The sequence below is a fragment of the Bacillus thuringiensis genome (genome assembly GCF_001595725.1).
GTDB classification, from domain to species: domain Bacteria; phylum Bacillota; class Bacilli; order Bacillales; family Bacillaceae_G; genus Bacillus_A; species Bacillus_A thuringiensis_K.
In genome coordinates, this window is record NZ_CP014282.1 from 713460 (window position 1) to 733293 (window position 19834).

Here is a 19834-nt window from a genome sequence, read left to right on the forward strand (position 1 = left end):
GGCGTTATCTTCATTTTTGAAGATAACGCCTTTTGTTTTTAAATATCAGGTGTTTCTGTAGAAGTGCTGATTTTCCTACGGGAGCGTCTTTTTCTCCCAATTTTATCTAACAGTTCATACATAACTGGAACGACTACTAATGTAAGAACAGTTGAGACTGCCAAACCACCAATGACAACGACGGCTAAACTTTTTGATACCATACTTCCTGCTTGGGATTGGCCAAATAGGAGTGGGAGCATAGCAACGATTGTTGTAATAGCTGTCATAATAATTGGGCGTAGTCTAGTAGAACCTGCTTCAAGTAAGGCTTCTCTTGTTTCCATTCCGTGTTCCCGATTTTGTTGGACTCTTTCTATTAATACAATAGCGTTTGTAACAACAATACCGATTAACATTAATGCGCCAATTAAGGAATTTACATCAACAGGTGTTCGTGAAATGATTAATCCTAAAATACCACCGACAGCAGCTAGCGGCAAGGAGAATAGGATTGCAAAAGGAGCACGTGCTTGCCCGAAGGTGATAACCATAATTAAATATACAATACCGATTGCAATCCCCATAATTTTGAATAAATCCGTAAAATTCTCTTGCATAGATTCAGTAGCTCCTGCGATATTTACTTTTGCACCGCTAGGTAAATCTAAGTCAGTCATCGCTTTATTTACTGCTGTGTTTACTTTGCTCAAATCTTCATTTGAAGCTTCGGCGGTAATTTGGATTGTTTCTTTTCCATCTTTATGGAAAATTTCTGTTTGCGTTTGTTTTTCTGAAATAGTTGCGATGTCTTTTAAAGGTATTGGGCCATTAATAGGTGATAGTATGTTTGTATTTAAAATATCTTCTTGTTTATTAATGTTTTCTTTTTTGTGTTCTATCATAATAGTAGTTTTTTCGTTATTAATTGTAATTTCGCCAATAGGTGATTTCTTCATAAGGAATGCTACTTGTTGCGCAGCTATTTCTGGTGTTAAACCTAGTTGTTCAGCCTTTGTTTGATCAATATGAATTTGCCATTCTTTCTTAGAGTCTTCTAAATTTGTTTTTACTTTAGAAAGATCATCCATGCTTTTTAGTTTTGTTTCAACGATAGTAGCCGCCTCTTTTAAATTCGCTTCGTTAGTAGCTGTTACGTTAAATTGTAAGTTATTGCCGCCGCCAGAGCTTGAATAACTTGTTTTTATATAATCAAGTTCAGCAGGCTCAAAAGTTTTATTTTCCTTTTTTAACTCTTTAATATATTGATCAATATCAGAACCTTTTTTAAAGACTACGAATATACTAGCGAGGTTATTTTTAGTTGTTTGCTCCCATTGTGCATCTTCTGCGCTAGATCCCATTCGTAAAATAACGTCTGTTATATCTGAATTAGAAAGTAATTTCTTTTCAAAATCAAATGCTTTTTGTTTTTGAGATTCAGCATTATAATCTGCTGGAAATGTCATGTTAATAGATAACATTGTGTCGTCTTCAGATTTTATGTTTGCTTTCGGTAGTAATATATAGGCTGCAATTGATCCTACAAATAATAAAAATGCAGTAAGTAGAATAATGAATTTATGAGAAAGAGCCCACTTTAACGTAGCGACATATCGTGATGAAGAACTTGGCTTTCGATGCTTTGTTTTTTTGAGTAGTAAAAAAGCCATAAGTGGAACAACTGTTAGTGCAACGATTAAGGATGATAGAATAGAATATACAACTGCTAATACCATAGGTAACATTAATTTTCCGATTGCTCCTGATACGAGGCCGATAGGTAAAAAAACAGCAACCGTTGTTAAAGTAGAAGAAGTAATTGCGACTGCGACTTCTTTCGTTGCATCGAGAATGATATCTTTAGAGAAAGAATCTTTTTGTAAACGGCGGAAAATATTCTCGATGACAACGATACTATCATCGACGAGACGTCCAACTGCAACAGCTAAACCACCGAGTGTTAAAATGTTAAGCGTAATGTTAGATTGATGTAGTAAAAAGAGTGTTAATAAAATAGATAATGGAATACTGACAACAGCGATGAGTGTTGTTCGGAAGTTACGTAAAAAGATTAAGATAATTAGAGTTGCAGCGATTGCTCCAAGTATTACTTCTTTTCCCATGTTAGTAACAGCATTTTCAACTTGTTCATGGGTTGAAGCCAAAAGTTTAATAGAAAATTGATCTTTATATTCCTTATCTATCTCTTTAACTTTTTTATCAATCTCTTTTCCAATGGCAACTGCATTTTTACTCGGTTCTTTCATGATGATTAATCCTGTGCCTTCTTCTCCGTTTATATGTGAGATTGTATCGTAGTGTTGTTTAATTTCAATTTGAGCAATGTCTTCCAATTTCACCTGGGGTGCCACAGTGATGTTTTTAATGGCATTTACATTTTTTATGTCCCCAATGACGCGGAGGTTGTATTCTTCCTGATTAACAGTAATTGCCCCAGCTGGAGTAGAAGTTTCTTTTCCTTGTAAAACAGTTAGTACCTGCTGTGATGTTACGTTTTTATTTTTTAATTGGTTCGGATCAAGTACGATAGATAATTCAGAGGTGGATTTTCCGAAAAACATAACGTTGGCAACACCATCAATGTTTTCGAGTTGTGGTACGATTTCTTTTTCAATTTGTTTTTCATCTGCTTTTGAAAAACCGTTTTGTTTCTGGATAGTAATTTGAGCGAGTGGAATCATAGAAGTGTTTAATTGACTAACTACGGGCTTGGTTACATCTTTAGGTAATTTAATTGTATTGACGGCTTTTTCGACTTCGCGTGCTGCATCTTTCATGTTTGCTTTTGATGTATACGCAATGTCAATACGTGATAATCCCTCGTATGTAGAAGAAGTAATGGTGTCGACGTGTTCTAAATTGCGAAATTGTTTTTCGAGAGGGTCAGTTACATCCTTTGTCATCGTTTCAGCGTCGAGTCCTTGAGATAAGGTTGTGACGGTAATTGCCGGATTGTCGATACTTGGTAAAAATTCCATAGGTAATTTAGAGCCGGAATAAACACCGAGTATGGAAATGAGAAAGATCATGATGATAATGGCAGCTCGGTTTTTTAATGAAAACTTTGTTAACCTATCCATAAAATAATTCCTCCATTGGTTTATTTATAGTTGAGTGCGTCCTTTCTTACTATATAACAAAAAATGGATATTTTTCATTAATTAAATGTAAAAAAATTCTAACAATACCCTTAAGTTTATATTAGGATTGGAATGTTGTTAATTTGTAGGGGGGAATTTTCGAATGAGAAGGAAGGGGATAATGCGCGTGAGTGACTGTTTAATGTAGATGGGATTTTTTCTTACGGCTAATTTGTATAGTTATTTTATAGAAGGATAATTATTATAAACCTTAATATAGAAGAGAATGAAAATTTGGGAAGGTATTGTGAAATTCAATTTTGTTGAATGAAGTGTAGTAGTATACAATCAGAATAACTATTTTTAGTAGAGAGGATAATAGTTATTTCTATAGAAGAAAGTAGGGTAGATAATTTTTTTATATTTTTATAAAAAAACACTTGTTATTTAAAAAGTGTGATGGTATATTAATAAACGTCGCTGATGCGGAAACGCAGAAAACGACAAAAAAGAAATTTTAAAACTTAGTTGACATCGAAAAATGAAGATGTTAATATGATGAAGTTGCTTCTGAAGCGACGGACAAGTTCTTTGAAAACTGAACGAAACAAACAACGTGAAACGTCAATTTTTATTTTAGATGCTAGACAAACTAACTTTATTGGAGAGTTTGATCCTGGCTCAGGATGAACGCTGGCGGCGTGCCTAATACATGCAAGTCGAGCGAATGGATTAAGAGCTTGCTCTTATGAAGTTAGCGGCGGACGGGTGAGTAACACGTGGGTAACTGCCCATAAGACTGGGATAACTCCGGAAACCGGGCTAATACCGGATAACATTTTGAACCGCATGGTTCGAAATTGAAAGGCGGCTTCGGCTGTCACTTATGGATGGACCCGCGTCGCATTAGCTAGTTGGTGAGGTAACGGCTCACCAAGGCAACGATGCGTAGCCGACCTGAGAGGGTGATCGGCCACACTGGGACTGAGACACGGCCCAGACTCCTACGGGAGGCAGCAGTAGGGAATCTTCCGCAATGGACGAAAGTCTGACGGAGCAACGCCGCGTGAGTGATGAAGGCTTTCGGGTCGTAAAACTCTGTTGTTAGGGAAGAACAAGTGCTAGTTAAATAAGCTGGCACCTTGACGGTACCTAACCAGAAAGCCACGGCTAACTACGTGCCAGCAGCCGCGGTAATACGTAGGGGCAAGCGTTATCCGGAATTATTGGGCGTAAAGCGCGCGCAGGTGGTTTCTTAAGTCTGATGTGAAAGCCCACGGCTCAACCGTGGGTCATTGGAAACTGGGAGACTTGAGTGCAGAAGAGGAAAGTGGAATTCCATGTGTAGCGGTGAAATGCGTAGAGATATGGAGGAACACCAGTGGCGAAGGCGACTTTCTGGTCTGTAACTGAGGCGCGAAAGCGTGGGAGCAAACAGGATTAGATACCCTGGTAGTCCGCCGTAACGATGAGTGCTAAGTGTTAGAGGGTTTCCGCCCTTTAGTGCTGAAGTTAACGCATTAAGCACTCCGCTGGGAGTACGGCCGCAAGGCTGAAACTCAAAGGAATTGACGGGGGCCCGCACAAGCGGTGGAGCATGTGGTTTAATTCGAAGCAACGCGAAGAACCTTACCAGGTCTTGACATCCTCTGAAAACCCTAGAGATAGGGCTTCTCCTTCGGAGCAGAGTGACAGGTGGTGCATGGTTGTCGTCAGCTCGTGTCGTGAGATGTTGGGTTAAGTCCCGCAACGACGCAACCCTTGATCTTAGTTGCCATCATTAAGTTGGGCACTCTAAGGTGACTGCCGGTGACAAACCGGAGGAAGGTGGGGATGACGTCAAATCATCATGCCCCTTATGACCTGGGCTACACACGTGCTACAATGGACGGTACAAAGAGCTGCAAGACCGCGAGGTGGAGCTAATCTCATAAAACCGTTCTCAGTTCGGATTGTAGGCTGCAACTCGCCTACATGAAGCTGGAATCGCTAGTAATCGCGATCAGCATGCCCGCGGTGAATACGTTCCCGGGCCTTGTACACACGCCCGTCACACCACGAGAGTTTGTAACACCGAAGTCGGTGGGTAACCTTTTTGGAGCCAGCCGCCTAAGGTGGGACAGATGATTGGGGTGAAGTCGTAACAAGGTATCGGAAGGTGCGGCTGGATCACCTCCTTTCTATGGAGAATTGATGAACGCTTCATCAATAAAGTTTCCGTGTTTCGTTTTGTTCAGTTTTGAGAGAACTATCTCTCATATATAAATGTATGTTCTTTGAAAACTAGATAACAGTGTAGCTCATATTTTTTATTTTTAGTTTGGTTAAGTTAGAAAGGGCGCACGTGGATGCCTTGACACTAGGAGTCGATGAAGGACGGACTAACGCCGATATGCTTCGGGGAGCTGTAAGTAAGCTTTGATCCGAAGATTTCCGAATGGGGAAACCCACCATACGTAATGGTATGGTATCCTTATCTGAATACATAGGGTAAGGAAGACAGACCCAGGGAACTGAAACATCTAAGTACCTGGAGGAAGAGAAAGCAAATGCGATTTCCTGAGTAGCGGCGAGCGAAACGGAACATAGCCCAAACCAAGAGGCTTGCCTCTTGGGGTTGTAGGACATTCTATACGGAGTTACAAAGGAACGAGGTAGACGAAGCGATCTGGAAAGGTCCGTCGTAGAGGGTAACAACCCCGTAGTCGAAACTTCGTTCTCTCTTGAATGTATCCTGAGTACGGCGGAACACGTGAAATTCCGTCGGAATCTGGGAGGACCATCTCCCAAGGCTAAATACTCCCTAGTGATCGATAGTGAACCAGTACCGTGAGGGAAAGGTGAAAAGCACCCCGGAAGGGGAGTGAAAGATCCTGAAACCGTGTGCCTACAAATAGTCAGAGCCCGTTAACGGGTGATGGCGTGCCTTTTGTAGAATGAACCGGCGAGTTACGATCCCGTGCGAGGTTAAGCTGAAGAGGCGGAGCCGCAGCGAAAGCGAGTCTGAATAGGGCGTTTAGTACGTGGTCGTAGACCCGAAACCAGGTGATCTACCCATGTCCAGGGTGAAGTTCAGGTAACACTGAATGGAGGCCCGAACCCACGCACGTTGAAAAGTGCGGGGATGAGGTGTGGGTAGCGGAGAAATTCCAATCGAACCTGGAGATAGCTGGTTCTCCCCGAAATAGCTTTAGGGCTAGCCTTAAGTGTAAGAGTCTTGGAGGTAGAGCACTGATTGGACTAGGGGTCCTCATCGGATTACCGAATTCAGTCAAACTCCGAATGCCAATGACTTATCCTTAGGAGTCAGACTGCGAGTGATAAGATCCGTAGTCAAAAGGGAAACAGCCCAGACCGCCAGCTAAGGTCCCAAAGTGTGTATTAAGTGGAAAAGGATGTGGAGTTGCTTAGACAACTAGGATGTTGGCTTAGAAGCAGCCACCATTTAAAGAGTGCGTAATAGCTCACTAGTCGAGTGACTCTGCGCCGAAAATGTACCGGGGCTAAATACACCACCGAAGCTGCGGATTGATACCGAATGGTATCAGTGGTAGGGGAGCGTTAAGGACAGTGAAGTCAGACCGGAAGGACTGGTGGAGTGCTTAGAAGTGAGAATGCCGGTATGAGTAGCGAAAGACGGGTGAGAATCCCGTCCACCGAATGCCTAAGGTTTCCTGAGGAAGGCTCGTCCGCTCAGGGTTAGTCAGGACCTAAGCCGAGGCCGACAGGCGTAGGCGATGGACAACAGGTTGATATTCCTGTACCACCTCTTTATCGTTTGAGCAATGGAGGGACGCAGAAGGATAGAAGAAGCGTGCGATTGGTTGTGCACGTCCAAGCAGTTAGGCTGATAAGTAGGCAAATCCGCTTATCGTGAAGGCTGAGCTGTGATGGGGAAGCTCCTTATGGAGCGAAGTCTTTGATTCCCCGCTGCCAAGAAAAGCTTCTAGCGAGATAAAAGGTGCCTGTACCGCAAACCGACACAGGTAGGCGAGGAGAGAATCCTAAGGTGTGCGAGAACTCTGGTTAAGGAACTCGGCAAAATGACCCCGTAACTTCGGGAGAAGGGGTGCTTTCTTAACGGAAAGCCGCAGTGAATAGGCCCAAGCGACTGTTTAGCAAAAACACAGCTCTCTGCGAAGCCGTAAGGCGAAGTATAGGGGTGACACCTGCCCGGTGCTGGAAGGTTAAGGAGAGGGGTTAGCGTAAGCGAAGCTCTGAACTGAAGCCCCAGTAAACGGCGGCCGTAACTATAACGGTCCTAAGGTAGCGAAATTCCTTGTCGGGTAAGTTCCGACCCGCACGAAGGTGTAACGATTTGGGCACTGTCTCAACCAGAGACTCGGTGAAATTATAGTACCTGTGAAGATGCAGGTTACCCGCGACAGGACGGAAAGACCCCGTGGAGCTTTACTGTAGCCTGATATTGAATTTTGGTACAGTTTGTACAGGATAGGCGGGAGCCATTGAAACCGGAGCGCTAGCTTCGGTGGAGGCGCTGGTGGGATACCGCCCTGACTGTATTGAAATTCTAACCTACGGGTCTTATCGACCCGGGAGACAGTGTCAGGTGGGCAGTTTGACTGGGGCGGTCGCCTCCTAAAGTGTAACGGAGGCGCCCAAAGGTTCCCTCAGAATGGTTGGAAATCATTCGTAGAGTGCAAAGGCATAAGGGAGCTTGACTGCGAGACCTACAAGTCGAGCAGGGACGAAAGTCGGGCTTAGTGATCCGGTGGTTCCGCATGGAAGGGCCATCGCTCAACGGATAAAAGCTACCCCGGGGATAACAGGCTTATCTCCCCAAGAGTCCACATCGACGGGGAGGTTTGGCACTCGATGTCGGCTCATCGCATCCTGGGGCTGTAGTCGGTCCCAAGGGTTGGGCTGTTCGCCCATTAAAGCGGTACGCGAGCTGGGTTCAGAACGTCGTGAGACAGTTCGGTCCCTATCCGTCGTGGGCGTAGGAAATTTGAGAGGAGCTGTCCTTAGTACGAGAGGACCGGGATGGACGCACCGCTGGTGTACCAGTTGTTCTGCCAAGGGCATAGCTGGGTAGCTATGTGCGGAAGGGATAAGTGCTGAAAGCATCTAAGCATGAAGCCCCCCTCAAGATGAGATTTCCCATAGCGTAAGCTAGTAAGATCCCTGAAAGATGATCAGGTTGATAGGTTCGAGGTGGAAGCATGGTGACATGTGGAGCTGACGAATACTAATAGATCGAGGACTTAACCATATAATATGTAGCAATGTTATCTAGTTTTGAAAGAATATAAAAAACTTGTTGACTTTCAGAAGTGAATAAGTTACAATGATTCTTGTCTTAAATGAATACAGTCTGGTAATGATGGCAGAGAGGTCACACCCGTTCCCATACCGAACACGGAAGTTAAGCTCTCTAGCGCCGATGGTAGTTGGGACCTTGTCCCTGTGAGAGTAGGACGTTGCCAGGCAAAATGGAGGATTAGCTCAGCTGGGAGAGCACCTGCCTTACAAGCAGGGGGTCGGCGGTTCGATCCCGTCATCCTCCACCATATATGTCGGAGGGGTAGCGAAGTGGCTAAACGCGGCGGACTGTAAATCCGCTCCTTCGGGTTCGGCAGTTCGAATCTGCCCCCCTCCACCATTCTTAATTAATGGGCTATAGCCAAGCGGTAAGGCAACGGACTTTGACTCCGTCATGCGCTGGTTCGAATCCAGCTAGCCCAGCCATTAAGAGCCATTAGCTCAGTTGGTAGAGCATCTGACTTTTAATCAGAGGGTCGAAGGTTCGAGTCCTTCATGGCTCACCATTTTAATGAAATATGCGGGTGTGGCGGAATTGGCAGACGCACTAGACTTAGGATCTAGCGCCTTTGGCGTGGGGGTTCGACTCCCTTCACCCGCACTTTTAATAAAATAACTCATACATGTCTTGCGGAAGTAGTTCAGTGGTAGAATACAACCTTGCCAAGGTTGGGTCGCGGGTTCGAATCCCGTCTTCCGCTCCAATTTTCAATATGACATGCCGGGGTGGCGGAACAGGCAGACGCACAGGACTTAAAATCCTGCGGTGGGTGACCCCGTGCGGGTTCGACCCCCGCCCTCGGCACCATATGCGCCCGTAGCTCAATTGGATAGAGCGTTTGACTACGGATCAAGAGGTTAGGGGTTCGACTCCTCTCGGGCGCGCTTTTATTAACGGGAAGTGGCTCAGCTTGGTAGAGCACCTGGTTTGGGACCAGGGGTCGCAGGTTCAAATCCTGTCTTCCCGATATTCCCAAAAAACATGGGGCCTTAGCTCAGCTGGGAGAGCGCCTGCCTTGCACGCAGGAGGTCAGCGGTTCGATCCCGCTAGGCTCCACTTTATTTAATATATGTCTCGGAGGTATACCCAAGTTCGGCTGAAGGGATCGGTCTTGAAAACCGACAGGCGGTGAGAATCGCGCGGGGTTCGAATCCCTCTACCTCCTCCATTTTTTCTTTAATGGTTTAGACATATAATAATAAATATTTTTCCCTTCATGGAGGTATACCCAAGTTCGGCTGAAGGGATCGGTCTTGAAAACCGACAGGCGGCGAGAGTCGCGCGGGGTTCGAATCCCTCTACCTCCTCCATTTTTTAAAACTTTATATTGTCGCGGGGTGGAGCAGCACGGTAGCTCGTCGGGCTCATAACCCGAAGGTCGCAGGTTCAAATCCTGTCCCCGCAACCAAATGGTCCCGTGGTGTAGTGGTTAACATGCCTGCCTGTCACGCAGGAGATCGCCGGTTCGACCCCGGTCGGGACCGCCATTTATGTTGGCTCGGTAGCTCAGTCGGTAGAGCAGAGGACTGAAATCCTCGTGTCGGCGGTTCGATTCCGTCCCGAGCCACCATTTTTTTATGCCGGCTTAGCTCAATTGGTAGAGCAACTGACTTGTAATCAGTAGGTTGGGGGTTCAAGTCCTCTAGCCGGCATCATTTAGGGGCATAGTTTAAAGGTAGAACTGAGGTCTCCAAAACCTCCAGTGTGGGTTCGATTCCTACTGCCCCTGTAAAGTATATGGGCCTATAGCTCAGCTGGTTAGAGCGCACGCCTGATAAGCGTGAGGTCGATGGTTCGAGTCCATTTAGGCCCACCATATATTATTCCGCAGTAGCTCAGTGGTAGAGCTATCGGCTGTTAACCGATCGGTCGTAGGTTCGAGTCCTACCTGCGGAGCCATGGCCCGTTGGTCAAGTGGTTAAGACACCGCCCTTTCACGGCGGTAACACGGGTTCGAATCCCGTACGGGTCATACAAAAAAGAGTCAGCATTATGCTGGCTCTTTTTTATTTTGTTAATCCTTTTTATTACGTTACTTTCCAGAAATAAATAAAGGGATTTTGGAAAAGCTATGGTATGTATAAAAAGGAGGAAATAAATAATGACACGAGTTAGAGACTTAATGAGTACCCATATTGTACATTGTACACCGCTAGACAATGTATATGAGGCAGCTGTTAAAATGAAGGAAGAATCAGTTGGATTAATCCCAGTTGTTGAAAATAAGCAAGTTGTTGGGCTTGTTACTGATCGAGATTTAGTCGTTCGAGGGATTGCTGAAAAACATCCTGGATCTAATAAAATTACAAATGTGATGACAACAAATATTATCTCAGTTTCCCCAAATGATTCTATTGAAAAAGCTACAGAGCTAATGGCACAGCATCAAATTAGACGATTACCAGTAGTTGATAGTGGTCAACTTATTGGCATGTTAGCACTAGGAGATTTAGCTATAAGGGAATCAGCAGATGATCAAGCTGGATTTGCCTTGAGCGAAATCTCAGAGCATACAGAGTAAATTGAAACTTTCATTAACCGAGAGTCTGATGGTCACTCATAAAGAGCTAAATTATATATAAAGTTCAGATACATTATTCTAGCATATATGGATTAAACTAATATGTTAGCGTGATGTATCTGAGACATTATATAATAAGTATGTGGTTAATAATTTCGACAGTTTTTTAAAATTTGTTATTCTTCATTTTTAATAAGAGAAAAGATGATATACTGATAGATATAAGTATTATGAGAGATTTTGAATATAACAATATTAATTTTTAGTGGCGCGATAATAAATTAATATTTCCTACATAGATGAAAAGGGAAGGGGAATTATATGAAGGCTGTACAGGGCGATCCAAATTGGAATTTGGTTACAGATACATATATAGAACCAAATAATTTCGCTGAATTATTTTCTTTGCTTGTACCTTGTCACCCAAAAGGTGAGGGGAAAGAACGAACTATATTAGTATGGAAAGAGAAAGAATTTTATAAAGAAGAAAACTTAGCGTCATTTATCGTATATGGCATGAATAAAGCAAAGAAATTACCGCAGTTTCATAAAGATGAAATTCCAACTTTAGTGCGTATTCTTCGCTTATGCCAAGAGATTGGTTGGTATGAAGAGGCAAATGATTTTATGATAGCGCAAGGATTAGCTGAGTTTGTTCATACTTCATTGGAATATGAAACATGGGATCTTTTGACGCAATCAGTTGCTTTAAATTATTTAATTATTAAATATCGTATAGGTGAATTGACAGATAGGGATATTGAAATTTGGGATAGAGTTAAATTTAATGAGAAGTGTATAACCGATTGTAAACATTTATTATCTCATAAAGAAGTATTGGAATTTACATTCTTTTATATGTGCAAGAGAGCGAAATCATTATCAAAAGAGCAATTAAATAGTGATATGATGAGTTTAGCGATGTATTGTAATACTTTTGTATATGATTTGTATACACATGATTTATTACGGAAATATCGTAAGTGTACAGATTTCCTATCATATTATGGACCTAGTCAGGCAGTTTTAGCATGTCAAAGAGCTGTATTATCTCAAATTTTCGATCGCTTAGACCCATTAAAGACAACGCATGTAGATGATTATTTATATGTGATGAAAGAAATGATGGAGCATATGACGATAGGAGTAATGGATCGATACGGTCATTTTATTGGAAAGCTACTATCTTATGTGCCATTTTTCGAAATGATACAAGTTCCACAGCATGCATATTATTGTGAAGAATTACTGTATATTTGTAAGGGCATTGAATATAAAGAAGAAATACTACGCAATTATATATTTATACAATTACATGATTGTTTACCATCATTCTTTAGGCTATTTCTTAAAAATAAGCGTTACGCAACGATTCATGATATTCTTTTCTATTGGTGCGATGACGAACAACGAATGAGTTTAGAGAAAAAATATAATCTGAGCTTTATTTATGAAAAATATGCTTGTGGATAAACAATATTTTCGATATGAAAAATTCATATAAATTAAAAAGGATCTCCAGTTTATGTGAGATCCTTTTTTGTTAGTAAAACAAGGAGAAAGTGATTAAGACAAGAAAAAGCATTCCATATAGGAGGAGTTGTGCAGTATAACTTCCTTGTATACCAAAAAAAGTATTGGTTTTCTTATACAAATTCAATATGTATTTTATTGGAGTATCTTTGAAAGATTGGTACACAGTGTCTCCTCTTTCTAAGCTTCTTGTTTTTGTTTTTGGTTATAAGGGACATTAATATATCTAGCTACAAATAATAAAACAGCCATAAAGAATACTGGAAATACAGTAGATAAATAAAAGCCATTACTAATTATATTTGTTATGAGAGCACTTAAAAGAAAAATAGCATTATAAATATGGGCAATTTTTTGTTTTAGTTGCACTTGAAATGATTCCATCATAATTTCTAATGCAACAAAAGCAATAATAATAGATAAAAATACAATGTTTGTATTGTAAATGATTAAACAACAGATTAAACCTAAAAAGGCTACGTATTCAATTATAAGAGGTATATTGCGTGGCATACAATTTACCTAACTAAATATGGCAGTGGATTTACTGCATTTGTTTTTTCAAAATTCCATTCTCCATTATGTAATTCAAAATGAAGATGTTGCCCGTATGAATGACCTGTGTTTCCCATATGACCTATTAATTGTCCAGTTTGTACTTGATCACCAGCTTGTACAGTGCGATCCTTCATATGAGCATAAACAGTTGTATATAATTTCCCATTGATTTGATGCGCAATGAAAACAACATTGCCATAGCTAGCTGAATAATAAGATTTCACAACTTTACCTGCAGCAGCAGCTTGGATAGAGACGTTTCCTGGAGCGGCAATATCTATACCATAATGCATTTGTTCCCAGCGTATATCAAAGGTTGAGCTAATTCTTCCTTGAGCGGGGAATTTGAAAGCAGCTGGAATTGATGAAGGCTGATCTGTTTTAGCTTGTGGTTGATTTTGTACTACATAGTGTTTTGCTACATATCCGTATCCTGTGCCAAAACGAATTTTATACCAAGTTCCTACAGTTTCTACTACTTGTACTTGTGTACCGTTTTGTAATGAACCGAGTAGAGCGCTACTTGTACTAGCGTTGCTACGTACATTTAGATTAGGTGTTGCAACGGTATATTTTGTATTATTTTGAACGGTGATTCCTTTTACTAAGGGTTGTGAACCATTAGAGATGAATGCTTTTTGTACGTAACCTGTTTGGCCATTATGTGAGATTTTATACCATTCGCCTTGATCTTCTTGAACGGTAATAAACTTGCCATTTGGTAATACATCTAAAATGGAAGATTCTAAATTAGGTTCAGAGCGAACGTTTAATGCATTAGCATTAACGATGTATTGATCATTAGATTGAAGTTTGTTTTTTAGTAAAATAGCATCTTTTTGTACATAACCTACTTTATTATGAACAGATACTTTATACCAACCATTAGTTGTTTCAAGGATGTTCACTTTTGTATTAAAGCGAATTGTATCAATTGATGTGCTTTTTACGTTATTTTCTGTATGTAATGCTACTTGATCGACTTTGACATACCCAGTTTTAATATTAGATAATTGTTCAGCGTTTGCTTTTTGTACATTTGTTTCACCCATAGAAGGAAGTAAAGAAGCAATCGCTACAGTAGTTGCTGTTAAAGCAGTAGCTTTCATATTCATGGAATAGAGACCTCCTCTAGTTGTATAGTTGTAATTTTATTATAGTATAAAGATATAATATAGTGGGTGTATTCACATAAATGTAATATGAAATCAATATAAAAATAAATTTTTTGAGGATAATGATTCCTTTTTATACAATTAATTGGTGTTTTATTTTCTAAAATAGAATGTATGTATTGTATAACTTTGATATTATGTTGATAATTAAGAAAATTAAAAAAGTTGATGATGTCTTATTACGGTGTTATACTGACAGTGATAATTTTATAGTTTGCTAGGAGAGCTGGTGTTGCCAGCTGAGAGTAAGACCTTAAGTCTTTGATCCTTTTTATTACCTGATCTAGATTATGCTAGCGTAGGGAAGCAATTCGGACACTAATAATGAGTCCCCGTTTTTTGCGTATAGAAACGGGGCTTTTTTATTTGAAAATTTCATATTGAAACCACTAGGGGTGCTTGTTGTGCTGAGAGAGGAATAATCCTTAACCCTTATAACACCTGATCTAGGTAATACTAGCGAAGGGAAGTGGAACAACGAATAAATTATAATTTTATTGGCTGTAACCACTTCTTATATAGAGAAGTGGTTTTTTATTTATATACACATACTGGAAGGGGATAGAGAAATGAAATTTTGCGATAGATTATTAGAAACTGTACAACCAGTTTGGGAGATGAGTCATAATCATCCATTTGTAGTAGGTATGGGGGATGGTACGTTAGAAAAAGATAAGTTTCAGTATTACATTATTCAAGATTATTTATACTTGTTAGATTATGCAAAGTTATATGCTATCGGTGTTGTAAAGGCAACGAATCCACAAGTTATGGGGAAATTTGCTGAACAAATTGATGGAATATTAAATGGAGAAATGACAATCCATAAACAGTATGCAAAAAGACTTGGAATTTCTATAGAGGAGATAGAGTCTGCAAAGCCATCTGCTAAAAATTTAGCTTATACAAATTACATGATGTCTGTATCTCAAAATGGCACACTTGCAGAATTAATAGCAGCACTTCTTCCGTGTATGTGGAGCTATTGGGAGATTGGAAAGCGTTTAAATGATATTCCGGGAGCAAGGGATCATGAATTCTTTGGTGAGTGGATTCAAGGATATAGTTCTGAAGAATACGGCAACCTCTGTATTTGGTTAATAGATTTATTAAATGAAATGGCAGTTGGAAAGTCTGAAAAAGAGCTTGACCGATTAGAGGAGATTTTCCTATATTCCAGTCGATTTGAATATTTATTCTGGGATATGTCCTATCGTAAGGAGATGTGGGGATTTGAGGAGCAAGAACATACTACAATTTCATAATGTTTGTTTTCATTATGATGAGAAACCAATCATCAATGAATTAAATGCTTCTATACAAGATAAAGAGTTTGTAAGTATTATCGGACCGAGTGGATGTGGGAAAAGTACTTTATTTCGCCTTATTACAGGTTTAGAAGAAGTAAGTACTGGTCAGATAGAGCTGATAGAAACAAAGAGCCATCCTGTAGGGTATATGCCTCAAAAAGATATGCTCTTGCCGTGGAGAACGATTATTGAGAATGCTGCTTTGCCATTAGAATGCCAAGGCGTGCCGAAGAAAGAAGCACAAGTAAAGGCAAAGGAACTATTGCATAAATTTGGTTTACAAGGGTATGAGACAAAATATCCGAAAGATTTATCTGGGGGTATGAGACAACGTGTATCTTTTATTCGAACTTTATTAACAGGCGGGGAGATATTGTTATTAGATGAGCCGTTTAGCGCGTTGGATGCTTTAACGAAGGCATCTTTGCAAGAATGGCTGTTTGAACAATGGAAAGAGTGGGAAAAAACAATTTTATTTATTACTCATGATGTGGAAGAAGCATTGTTTCTTTCTAATCGAATTTTAGTAGTGGAGCAGCAGCCGATAACTACTTTGACTGAGCGGATAGTGCCGCTTGATCATAACAGAACACGAAAAGATTTATATAAACCGGAAGTATTGGCGCTGAAAGATGAGCTTCTTAGTATGTTACAAAGGCAGGTACTCGTATGATGAACCGGTTGAAGGAGCTATTACCTGCTCTTACACTTTCTAGTATCTTACTTGCCCTTTGGGAAGTAGGAGCAATAATTGTAGATGAAATGTACATTTTACCGTCACCGTCTGCAATTGTAATGAAGATATGGAAACTAAAAGATATATTATTTACGGTTCATTTGCCGGCAACATTATATGTCGTTTTAATAGGTGTGGCAATTTCTATCGTACTTGGGGTAGGGCTAGCGATGTTAATGAATGCGAGTACATGGATGGAGAGAGCATTTTATCCATTATTAGTCGCTTCACAAACGATTCCTATTACAGCGCTTGCTCCGCTCTTCGTTTTATGGTTTGGATATACGATTTGGAGTAAAGTCGTTGTTACGGTTTTAATTACGTTTTTCCCGATTGCGGTCAATACGTATGATGGACTACGCAGTACGAAAAAAGAATGGGAAGAGCTTTTAGTTACATACGGGGCAACGAAAAAAGATGTTTTTCTTAAATTAAAATTGCCGTCTGCTCTTCCTTCTTTTTTCTCAGCTTTAAAAATCGCAGTTCCGCTTAGTGTAATTGGGGCAGCAATTGGTGAATGGCTCGGTGCACAAGCTGGGCTAGGATATTTCAGTAAAAGAATGATGACGCAGTTAGACGGAGCAGGTGTATTTGCACCCATTGTATTGTTATCGTTATTAGCTATTTTCTTCGTCATACTTATTTCGATATTAGAAAAGAAATTCATTAGTTGGAGGAAGCATTCATGAAATTATTAAAACGCATCTTTGTGTTTACATTATTAGTTGCAATGATTGCTGGATGTTCTAGTAATTCAGCATCAGATAAGAGTAAAAAAGAAATAACGGTCATGCTTGATTGGTACCCAAATGCGGTACATAGCTTTATTTATGCAGCAATTGAAAAAGGCTACTTTAAAGAAGAAGGAGTAAAGGTGAATATTAAATTCCCTTCCAATCCGACTGACCCATTAACTTTAGCAGCTGCAGGAAAAGTAACGGTTGGCCTATATTATCAACCAGATGTTGTTATGGCAAAAGCAAACGAACAAATTCCAGTGAAATCAATTGGAGCTGTCGTACGTTCCCCATTAAATCATGTTGTATCACTGAAGTCAGCAGGCATTCAATCGCCAAAAGATTTAGAGGGGAAAACAGTGGGATATTCTGGAACACCTTTAAGTGAGATGTATTTAAAAACGATGGTAAAAGAAGCTGGTGGTAATCCAGATACAGTGAAAGTAGTCGATGTTGGCTTTGATTTAGTACCAGCATTAATTACGAAAAAAGTGGATGCGGTAACAGGGGCATACATTAACCATGAAGTACCTGTTATGCGTCATGAAGGTCATGAACCAGCGTACTTTAATCCAGCAGATTATGGTGTACCGAATTATCATGAGCTTGTATTTGTAACAGGTGATAAAACGTTGAAAAAAGATAAAGAAGCGTTGCAAGCCTTCTTACGTGGTACGAAAAAAGGCTATGATTTCATGAAGAAAAATCCAGATGAAGCATTAAATATTTTATTAAATCATCAAGAAAAAGAAAACTTCCCACTTGTGCCAGAAGTTGAAAAGGAAAGTATGAAAATTTTATTAGAGAAGATGGAAACGAAAGATGAGCCATTCTTATCAGATTCAAAAGAGTCTTGGGAGAAACAAAATAAGTGGCTGAAGGACAAAGGAATGACAAAAGAAACCGTCCCAGCCGATGAACTATTCGAAAATATTTTAAAGTAGGCGAATGAATATGAAAAATGAGCTCCACGTAATCTCAAATGGCCATATGCCATTCGAAGAGTTAGTGAATGTAGCGATGCAAATTGAGAGTGAGATTGATTATTTGCATATTCGTGAGCGTGAGAAGAGTACAAAGGAATTATATGAAGGTGTGGAAATTCTGTTAATGGAGGGCTTTCCGGCTTCTAAAATTGTCATAAACGATCGAATTGATATTGCAATTTTATTAAATATTCCTCGTGTTCAACTAGGATATCGAAGCACAGATGTAAAGTCAGTGAAAGAAAAGTTTTCTTATTTGCATGTCGGTTATTCTGTGCATTCGCTAGATGAAGCGATAGTAGCATTTAAAAATGGAGCGGATTCACTCGTTTATGGCCATGTATTTCCGACAGATTGTAAAAAAGGTGTGCCAGCGAGAGGGCTTGAAGAAATTTCGGACATTGCAAGGAGCTTATCGATACCAATTATAGTTATTGGAGGGATTACTCCTGAGAATACAAAGGATATTCTGGCAAGTGAAGTAAGTGGAATTGCTGTTATGTCTGGAATTTTAAGTAGTAGTAACCCGTATAGCAAAGCGAAGTCTTATAAGGAATCAATAAGAAAGTGGGCGGAAAAACATGTGTGAGAAGTATGATGTAGCGATTATGGGTGGTGGTGTAATTGGTAGTTCAGTTGCACATTTTCTAGCAGAAAGAGGACATAAAGTAGCGATTGTAGAAAAGCAAAGAATTGCATCGGAAGCTTCGAAAGCAGCTGCTGGTTTACTTGGTGTTCAAGCAGAATGGGATGCGTATGATCCGCTATTTGAACTTGCTAGAGAAAGCCGAGCTATATTTCCACAACTTGCAGCAGTTTTACGTGAAAAGACGGGTATTGATATTGGATATGAAGAAAAAGGAATTTATCGTATTGCTCAAAATGCAGATGAGAAGGAAAGAATTCTTCACATTATGGATTGGCAGCAGAAAACAGGTGAAGATTCTTATTTTCTAACGGGAGACCATGTGCGGGAAAAAGAGCCATATCTATCCGAATCTATTATAGGAGCAGTATATTATCCGAAAGACGGTCATGTTATTGCACCAGAGCTTACGAAAGCATTTGCACATTCTGCGACAATTTCCGGTGCGGATATATATGAGCAAACAGAAGTATTTGATATCCGTATTGAAAATAATAAAGTGACTGGAGTTATTACAAGTGAAGGTATTGTCACATGTGAGAAAGTCGTTATTGCAGGAGGTTCATGGAGTACGCAGTTACTCAGTTATTTTCACCGTGATTGGGGTACATATCCAGTTAAAGGAGAAGTGGTTGCGGTAAAAAGTAGAAAACAACTTTTAAAAGCACCTATTTTTCAAGAAAGATTTTACATTACTCCAAAGCGCGGTGGACGTTACGTAATTGGGGCAACAATGAAGCCACATACGTTCAATAAAACTGTGCAGCCAGAAAGTATAACTTCTATATTAGAGCGTGCTTATACAATATTGCCAGCTTTAAAAGAAGCAGAATGGGAAAGCACGTGGGCAGGATTACGACCACAATCGAATCATGAAGCTCCTTATATGGGAGAGCATGAAGAAATAAAAGGTTTATATGCTTGCACGGGCCATTATCGAAACGGTATTTTATTAAGTCCTGTTTCTGGCCAATATATGGCTGATTTAATAGAAGGAAAGCAAGAGAATTATTTGCTAGATTCATTGCTTTCTAAAACGGTTTAGAAAGGGGATGGAAGTTTGAATTTGAAAATTAATGGTAATCAAATTGAAGTGCCAGAGAGTGTAAAAACAGTAGCCGAGCTACTTATACATTTAGAGCTAGATAACAGAATTGTTGTAGTAGAGCGTAATAAAGATATTTTACAAAAAGATGATCATACAGATACATCTGTTTTTGATGGAGACCAAATTGAGATTGTAACTTTCGTAGGAGGCGGTTGAT

Annotated in this window: 12 protein-coding genes, 20 tRNA genes, 3 rRNA genes and 2 riboswitches; of the genes, 32 read left to right on the forward strand and 3 right to left on the reverse strand. The window is 40.2% G+C overall.

What is annotated here, in order from left to right; translation table 11 throughout:
- Window positions 1-38: 38 nt before the first annotated feature.
- Entirely contained in the window at window positions 39-3083 is a 3045-nt protein-coding gene (locus AXW78_RS03530) for an efflux RND transporter permease subunit (RefSeq protein WP_061883786.1), read from the reverse strand.
- 658 nt (window positions 3084-3741) lie between these two features.
- Between AXW78_RS03530 and AXW78_RS03535 the strand changes: the two genes are divergently transcribed.
- From AXW78_RS03535 to AXW78_RS03655, 25 genes are all read left to right on the forward strand, one after another.
- A 16S ribosomal RNA gene (locus tag AXW78_RS03535) occupies window positions 3742-5263 on the forward strand.
- A 142-nt stretch (window positions 5264-5405) separates the two neighbouring features.
- A 23S ribosomal RNA gene (locus tag AXW78_RS03540) occupies window positions 5406-8316 on the forward strand.
- A 101-nt stretch (window positions 8317-8417) separates the two neighbouring features.
- Window positions 8418-8533 (forward strand): 5S ribosomal RNA (gene rrf, locus AXW78_RS03545).
- Together the 16S, 23S and 5S rRNA genes with 20 tRNA genes alongside form the textbook arrangement of a ribosomal RNA operon.
- A 5-nt stretch (window positions 8534-8538) precedes the next feature.
- A tRNA-Val gene (locus AXW78_RS03550) sits at window positions 8539-8614 on the forward strand.
- A gap of 8 nt (window positions 8615-8622) precedes the next feature.
- Window positions 8623-8706 (forward strand) — tRNA-Tyr (locus AXW78_RS03555).
- Window positions 8707-8717: 11 nt separating this feature from the next.
- Window positions 8718-8792 (forward strand) — tRNA-Gln (locus AXW78_RS03560).
- Between the two features lie 4 nt (window positions 8793-8796).
- A tRNA-Lys gene (locus tag AXW78_RS03565) sits at window positions 8797-8872 on the forward strand.
- A gap of 14 nt (window positions 8873-8886) precedes the next feature.
- Window positions 8887-8967, forward strand: a tRNA-Leu gene (locus AXW78_RS03570).
- Window positions 8968-8996: 29 nt separating this feature from the next.
- Window positions 8997-9070, forward strand: a tRNA-Gly gene (locus AXW78_RS03575).
- Between the two features lie 16 nt (window positions 9071-9086).
- Window positions 9087-9174, forward strand: a tRNA-Leu gene (locus tag AXW78_RS03580).
- A 3-nt stretch (window positions 9175-9177) separates the two neighbouring features.
- A tRNA-Arg gene (locus AXW78_RS03585) sits at window positions 9178-9251 on the forward strand.
- Between the two features lie 10 nt (window positions 9252-9261).
- Window positions 9262-9334 (forward strand) — tRNA-Pro (locus AXW78_RS03590).
- Window positions 9335-9350: 16 nt separating this feature from the next.
- A tRNA-Ala gene (locus tag AXW78_RS03595) sits at window positions 9351-9423 on the forward strand.
- A gap of 20 nt (window positions 9424-9443) precedes the next feature.
- Window positions 9444-9535: transfer RNA gene (locus tag AXW78_RS03600), tRNA-Ser, on the forward strand.
- A 50-nt stretch (window positions 9536-9585) separates the two neighbouring features.
- Window positions 9586-9677: transfer RNA gene (locus AXW78_RS03605), tRNA-Ser, on the forward strand.
- A 21-nt stretch (window positions 9678-9698) separates the two neighbouring features.
- Window positions 9699-9775, forward strand: a tRNA-Met gene (locus AXW78_RS03610).
- 3 nt (window positions 9776-9778) lie between these two features.
- A tRNA-Asp gene (locus AXW78_RS03615) sits at window positions 9779-9854 on the forward strand.
- An 8-nt stretch (window positions 9855-9862) separates the two neighbouring features.
- A tRNA-OTHER gene (locus AXW78_RS03620) sits at window positions 9863-9937 on the forward strand.
- Window positions 9938-9946: 9 nt separating this feature from the next.
- A tRNA-Thr gene (locus AXW78_RS03625) sits at window positions 9947-10019 on the forward strand.
- Window positions 10020-10025: 6 nt separating this feature from the next.
- A tRNA-Trp gene (locus tag AXW78_RS03630) sits at window positions 10026-10096 on the forward strand.
- Window positions 10097-10106: 10 nt separating this feature from the next.
- Window positions 10107-10183: transfer RNA gene (locus AXW78_RS03635), tRNA-Ile, on the forward strand.
- A gap of 8 nt (window positions 10184-10191) precedes the next feature.
- Window positions 10192-10266: transfer RNA gene (locus tag AXW78_RS03640), tRNA-Asn, on the forward strand.
- Window position 10267: 1 nt separating this feature from the next.
- Window positions 10268-10339: transfer RNA gene (locus AXW78_RS03645), tRNA-Glu, on the forward strand.
- A gap of 129 nt (window positions 10340-10468) precedes the next feature.
- Window positions 10469-10888 carry a CBS domain-containing protein gene (locus AXW78_RS03650; protein WP_061883787.1) on the forward strand — a complete coding sequence of 140 codons (420 nt, stop codon included), beginning with the start codon at window positions 10469-10471 and terminating at the stop codon, window positions 10886-10888.
- A gap of 321 nt (window positions 10889-11209) precedes the next feature.
- Window positions 11210-12361: a DUF3965 domain-containing protein gene (locus tag AXW78_RS03655; RefSeq protein WP_061883788.1), complete on the forward strand. Its 1152-nt coding sequence runs from the start codon at window positions 11210-11212 to the stop codon at window positions 12359-12361.
- A 240-nt stretch (window positions 12362-12601) separates the two neighbouring features.
- On the opposite strand, the gene AXW78_RS03660 is transcribed toward AXW78_RS03655, so the two are convergent.
- Both AXW78_RS03660 and AXW78_RS03665 read right to left on the reverse strand, forming a co-directional pair.
- The gene (locus AXW78_RS03660) at window positions 12602-12934 is read right to left on the reverse strand and encodes a hypothetical protein (RefSeq protein ID WP_001137823.1); all 333 of its coding nucleotides are present in this window, start codon (window positions 12932-12934) and stop codon (window positions 12602-12604) included.
- 5 nt (window positions 12935-12939) lie between these two features.
- Entirely contained in the window at window positions 12940-14094 is a 1155-nt protein-coding gene (locus tag AXW78_RS03665) for an SH3 domain-containing protein (RefSeq protein WP_001056039.1), read from the reverse strand.
- A 269-nt stretch (window positions 14095-14363) separates the two neighbouring features.
- A riboswitch (TPP riboswitch) is annotated at window positions 14364-14476 on the forward strand.
- A 59-nt stretch (window positions 14477-14535) separates the two neighbouring features.
- Window positions 14536-14639: riboswitch (TPP riboswitch) on the forward strand.
- Window positions 14640-14723: 84 nt separating this feature from the next.
- On the opposite strand from AXW78_RS03665, the gene tenA reads away from it, so the two are divergent.
- The 7 genes from tenA to thiS are packed head-to-tail and all read left to right on the forward strand — an operon-like array spanning window position 14724 to window position 19833.
- On the forward strand, window positions 14724-15419 hold the full coding sequence (gene tenA, locus AXW78_RS03670) for a thiaminase II (protein ID WP_000666825.1): 696 nt from the start codon (window positions 14724-14726) through the stop codon (window positions 15417-15419).
- Entirely contained in the window at window positions 15388-16137 is a 750-nt protein-coding gene (locus AXW78_RS03675; protein ID WP_001256780.1) for an ABC transporter ATP-binding protein, read from the forward strand. Before tenA ends, AXW78_RS03675 begins: the two co-directional genes overlap by 32 nt.
- The gene (locus AXW78_RS03680) at window positions 16137-16889 is read left to right on the forward strand and encodes an ABC transporter permease (RefSeq protein ID WP_061884830.1); all 753 of its coding nucleotides are present in this window, start codon (window positions 16137-16139) and stop codon (window positions 16887-16889) included. The genes AXW78_RS03675 and AXW78_RS03680 overlap by 1 nt, the downstream gene beginning before the upstream one ends.
- Window positions 16886-17881 (forward strand): ABC transporter substrate-binding protein, encoded by a 996-nt coding sequence (locus AXW78_RS03685; RefSeq protein WP_000771333.1) that lies wholly within the window; start codon window positions 16886-16888, stop codon window positions 17879-17881. The genes AXW78_RS03680 and AXW78_RS03685 overlap by 4 nt, the downstream gene beginning before the upstream one ends.
- A 10-nt stretch (window positions 17882-17891) precedes the next feature.
- Window positions 17892-18512 (forward strand): thiazole tautomerase TenI, encoded by a 621-nt coding sequence (gene tenI, locus AXW78_RS03690; protein WP_061883789.1) that lies wholly within the window; start codon window positions 17892-17894, stop codon window positions 18510-18512.
- On the forward strand, window positions 18505-19614 hold the full coding sequence (gene thiO, locus AXW78_RS03695; protein WP_061883790.1) for a glycine oxidase ThiO: 1110 nt from the start codon (window positions 18505-18507) through the stop codon (window positions 19612-19614). The genes tenI and thiO overlap by 8 nt, the downstream gene beginning before the upstream one ends.
- A gap of 15 nt (window positions 19615-19629) precedes the next feature.
- Window positions 19630-19833, forward strand: a complete 204-nt coding sequence (gene thiS, locus AXW78_RS03700) for a sulfur carrier protein ThiS (RefSeq protein WP_001049504.1) — start codon at window positions 19630-19632, stop codon at window positions 19831-19833.
- Window position 19834 lies beyond the last annotated feature (1 nt).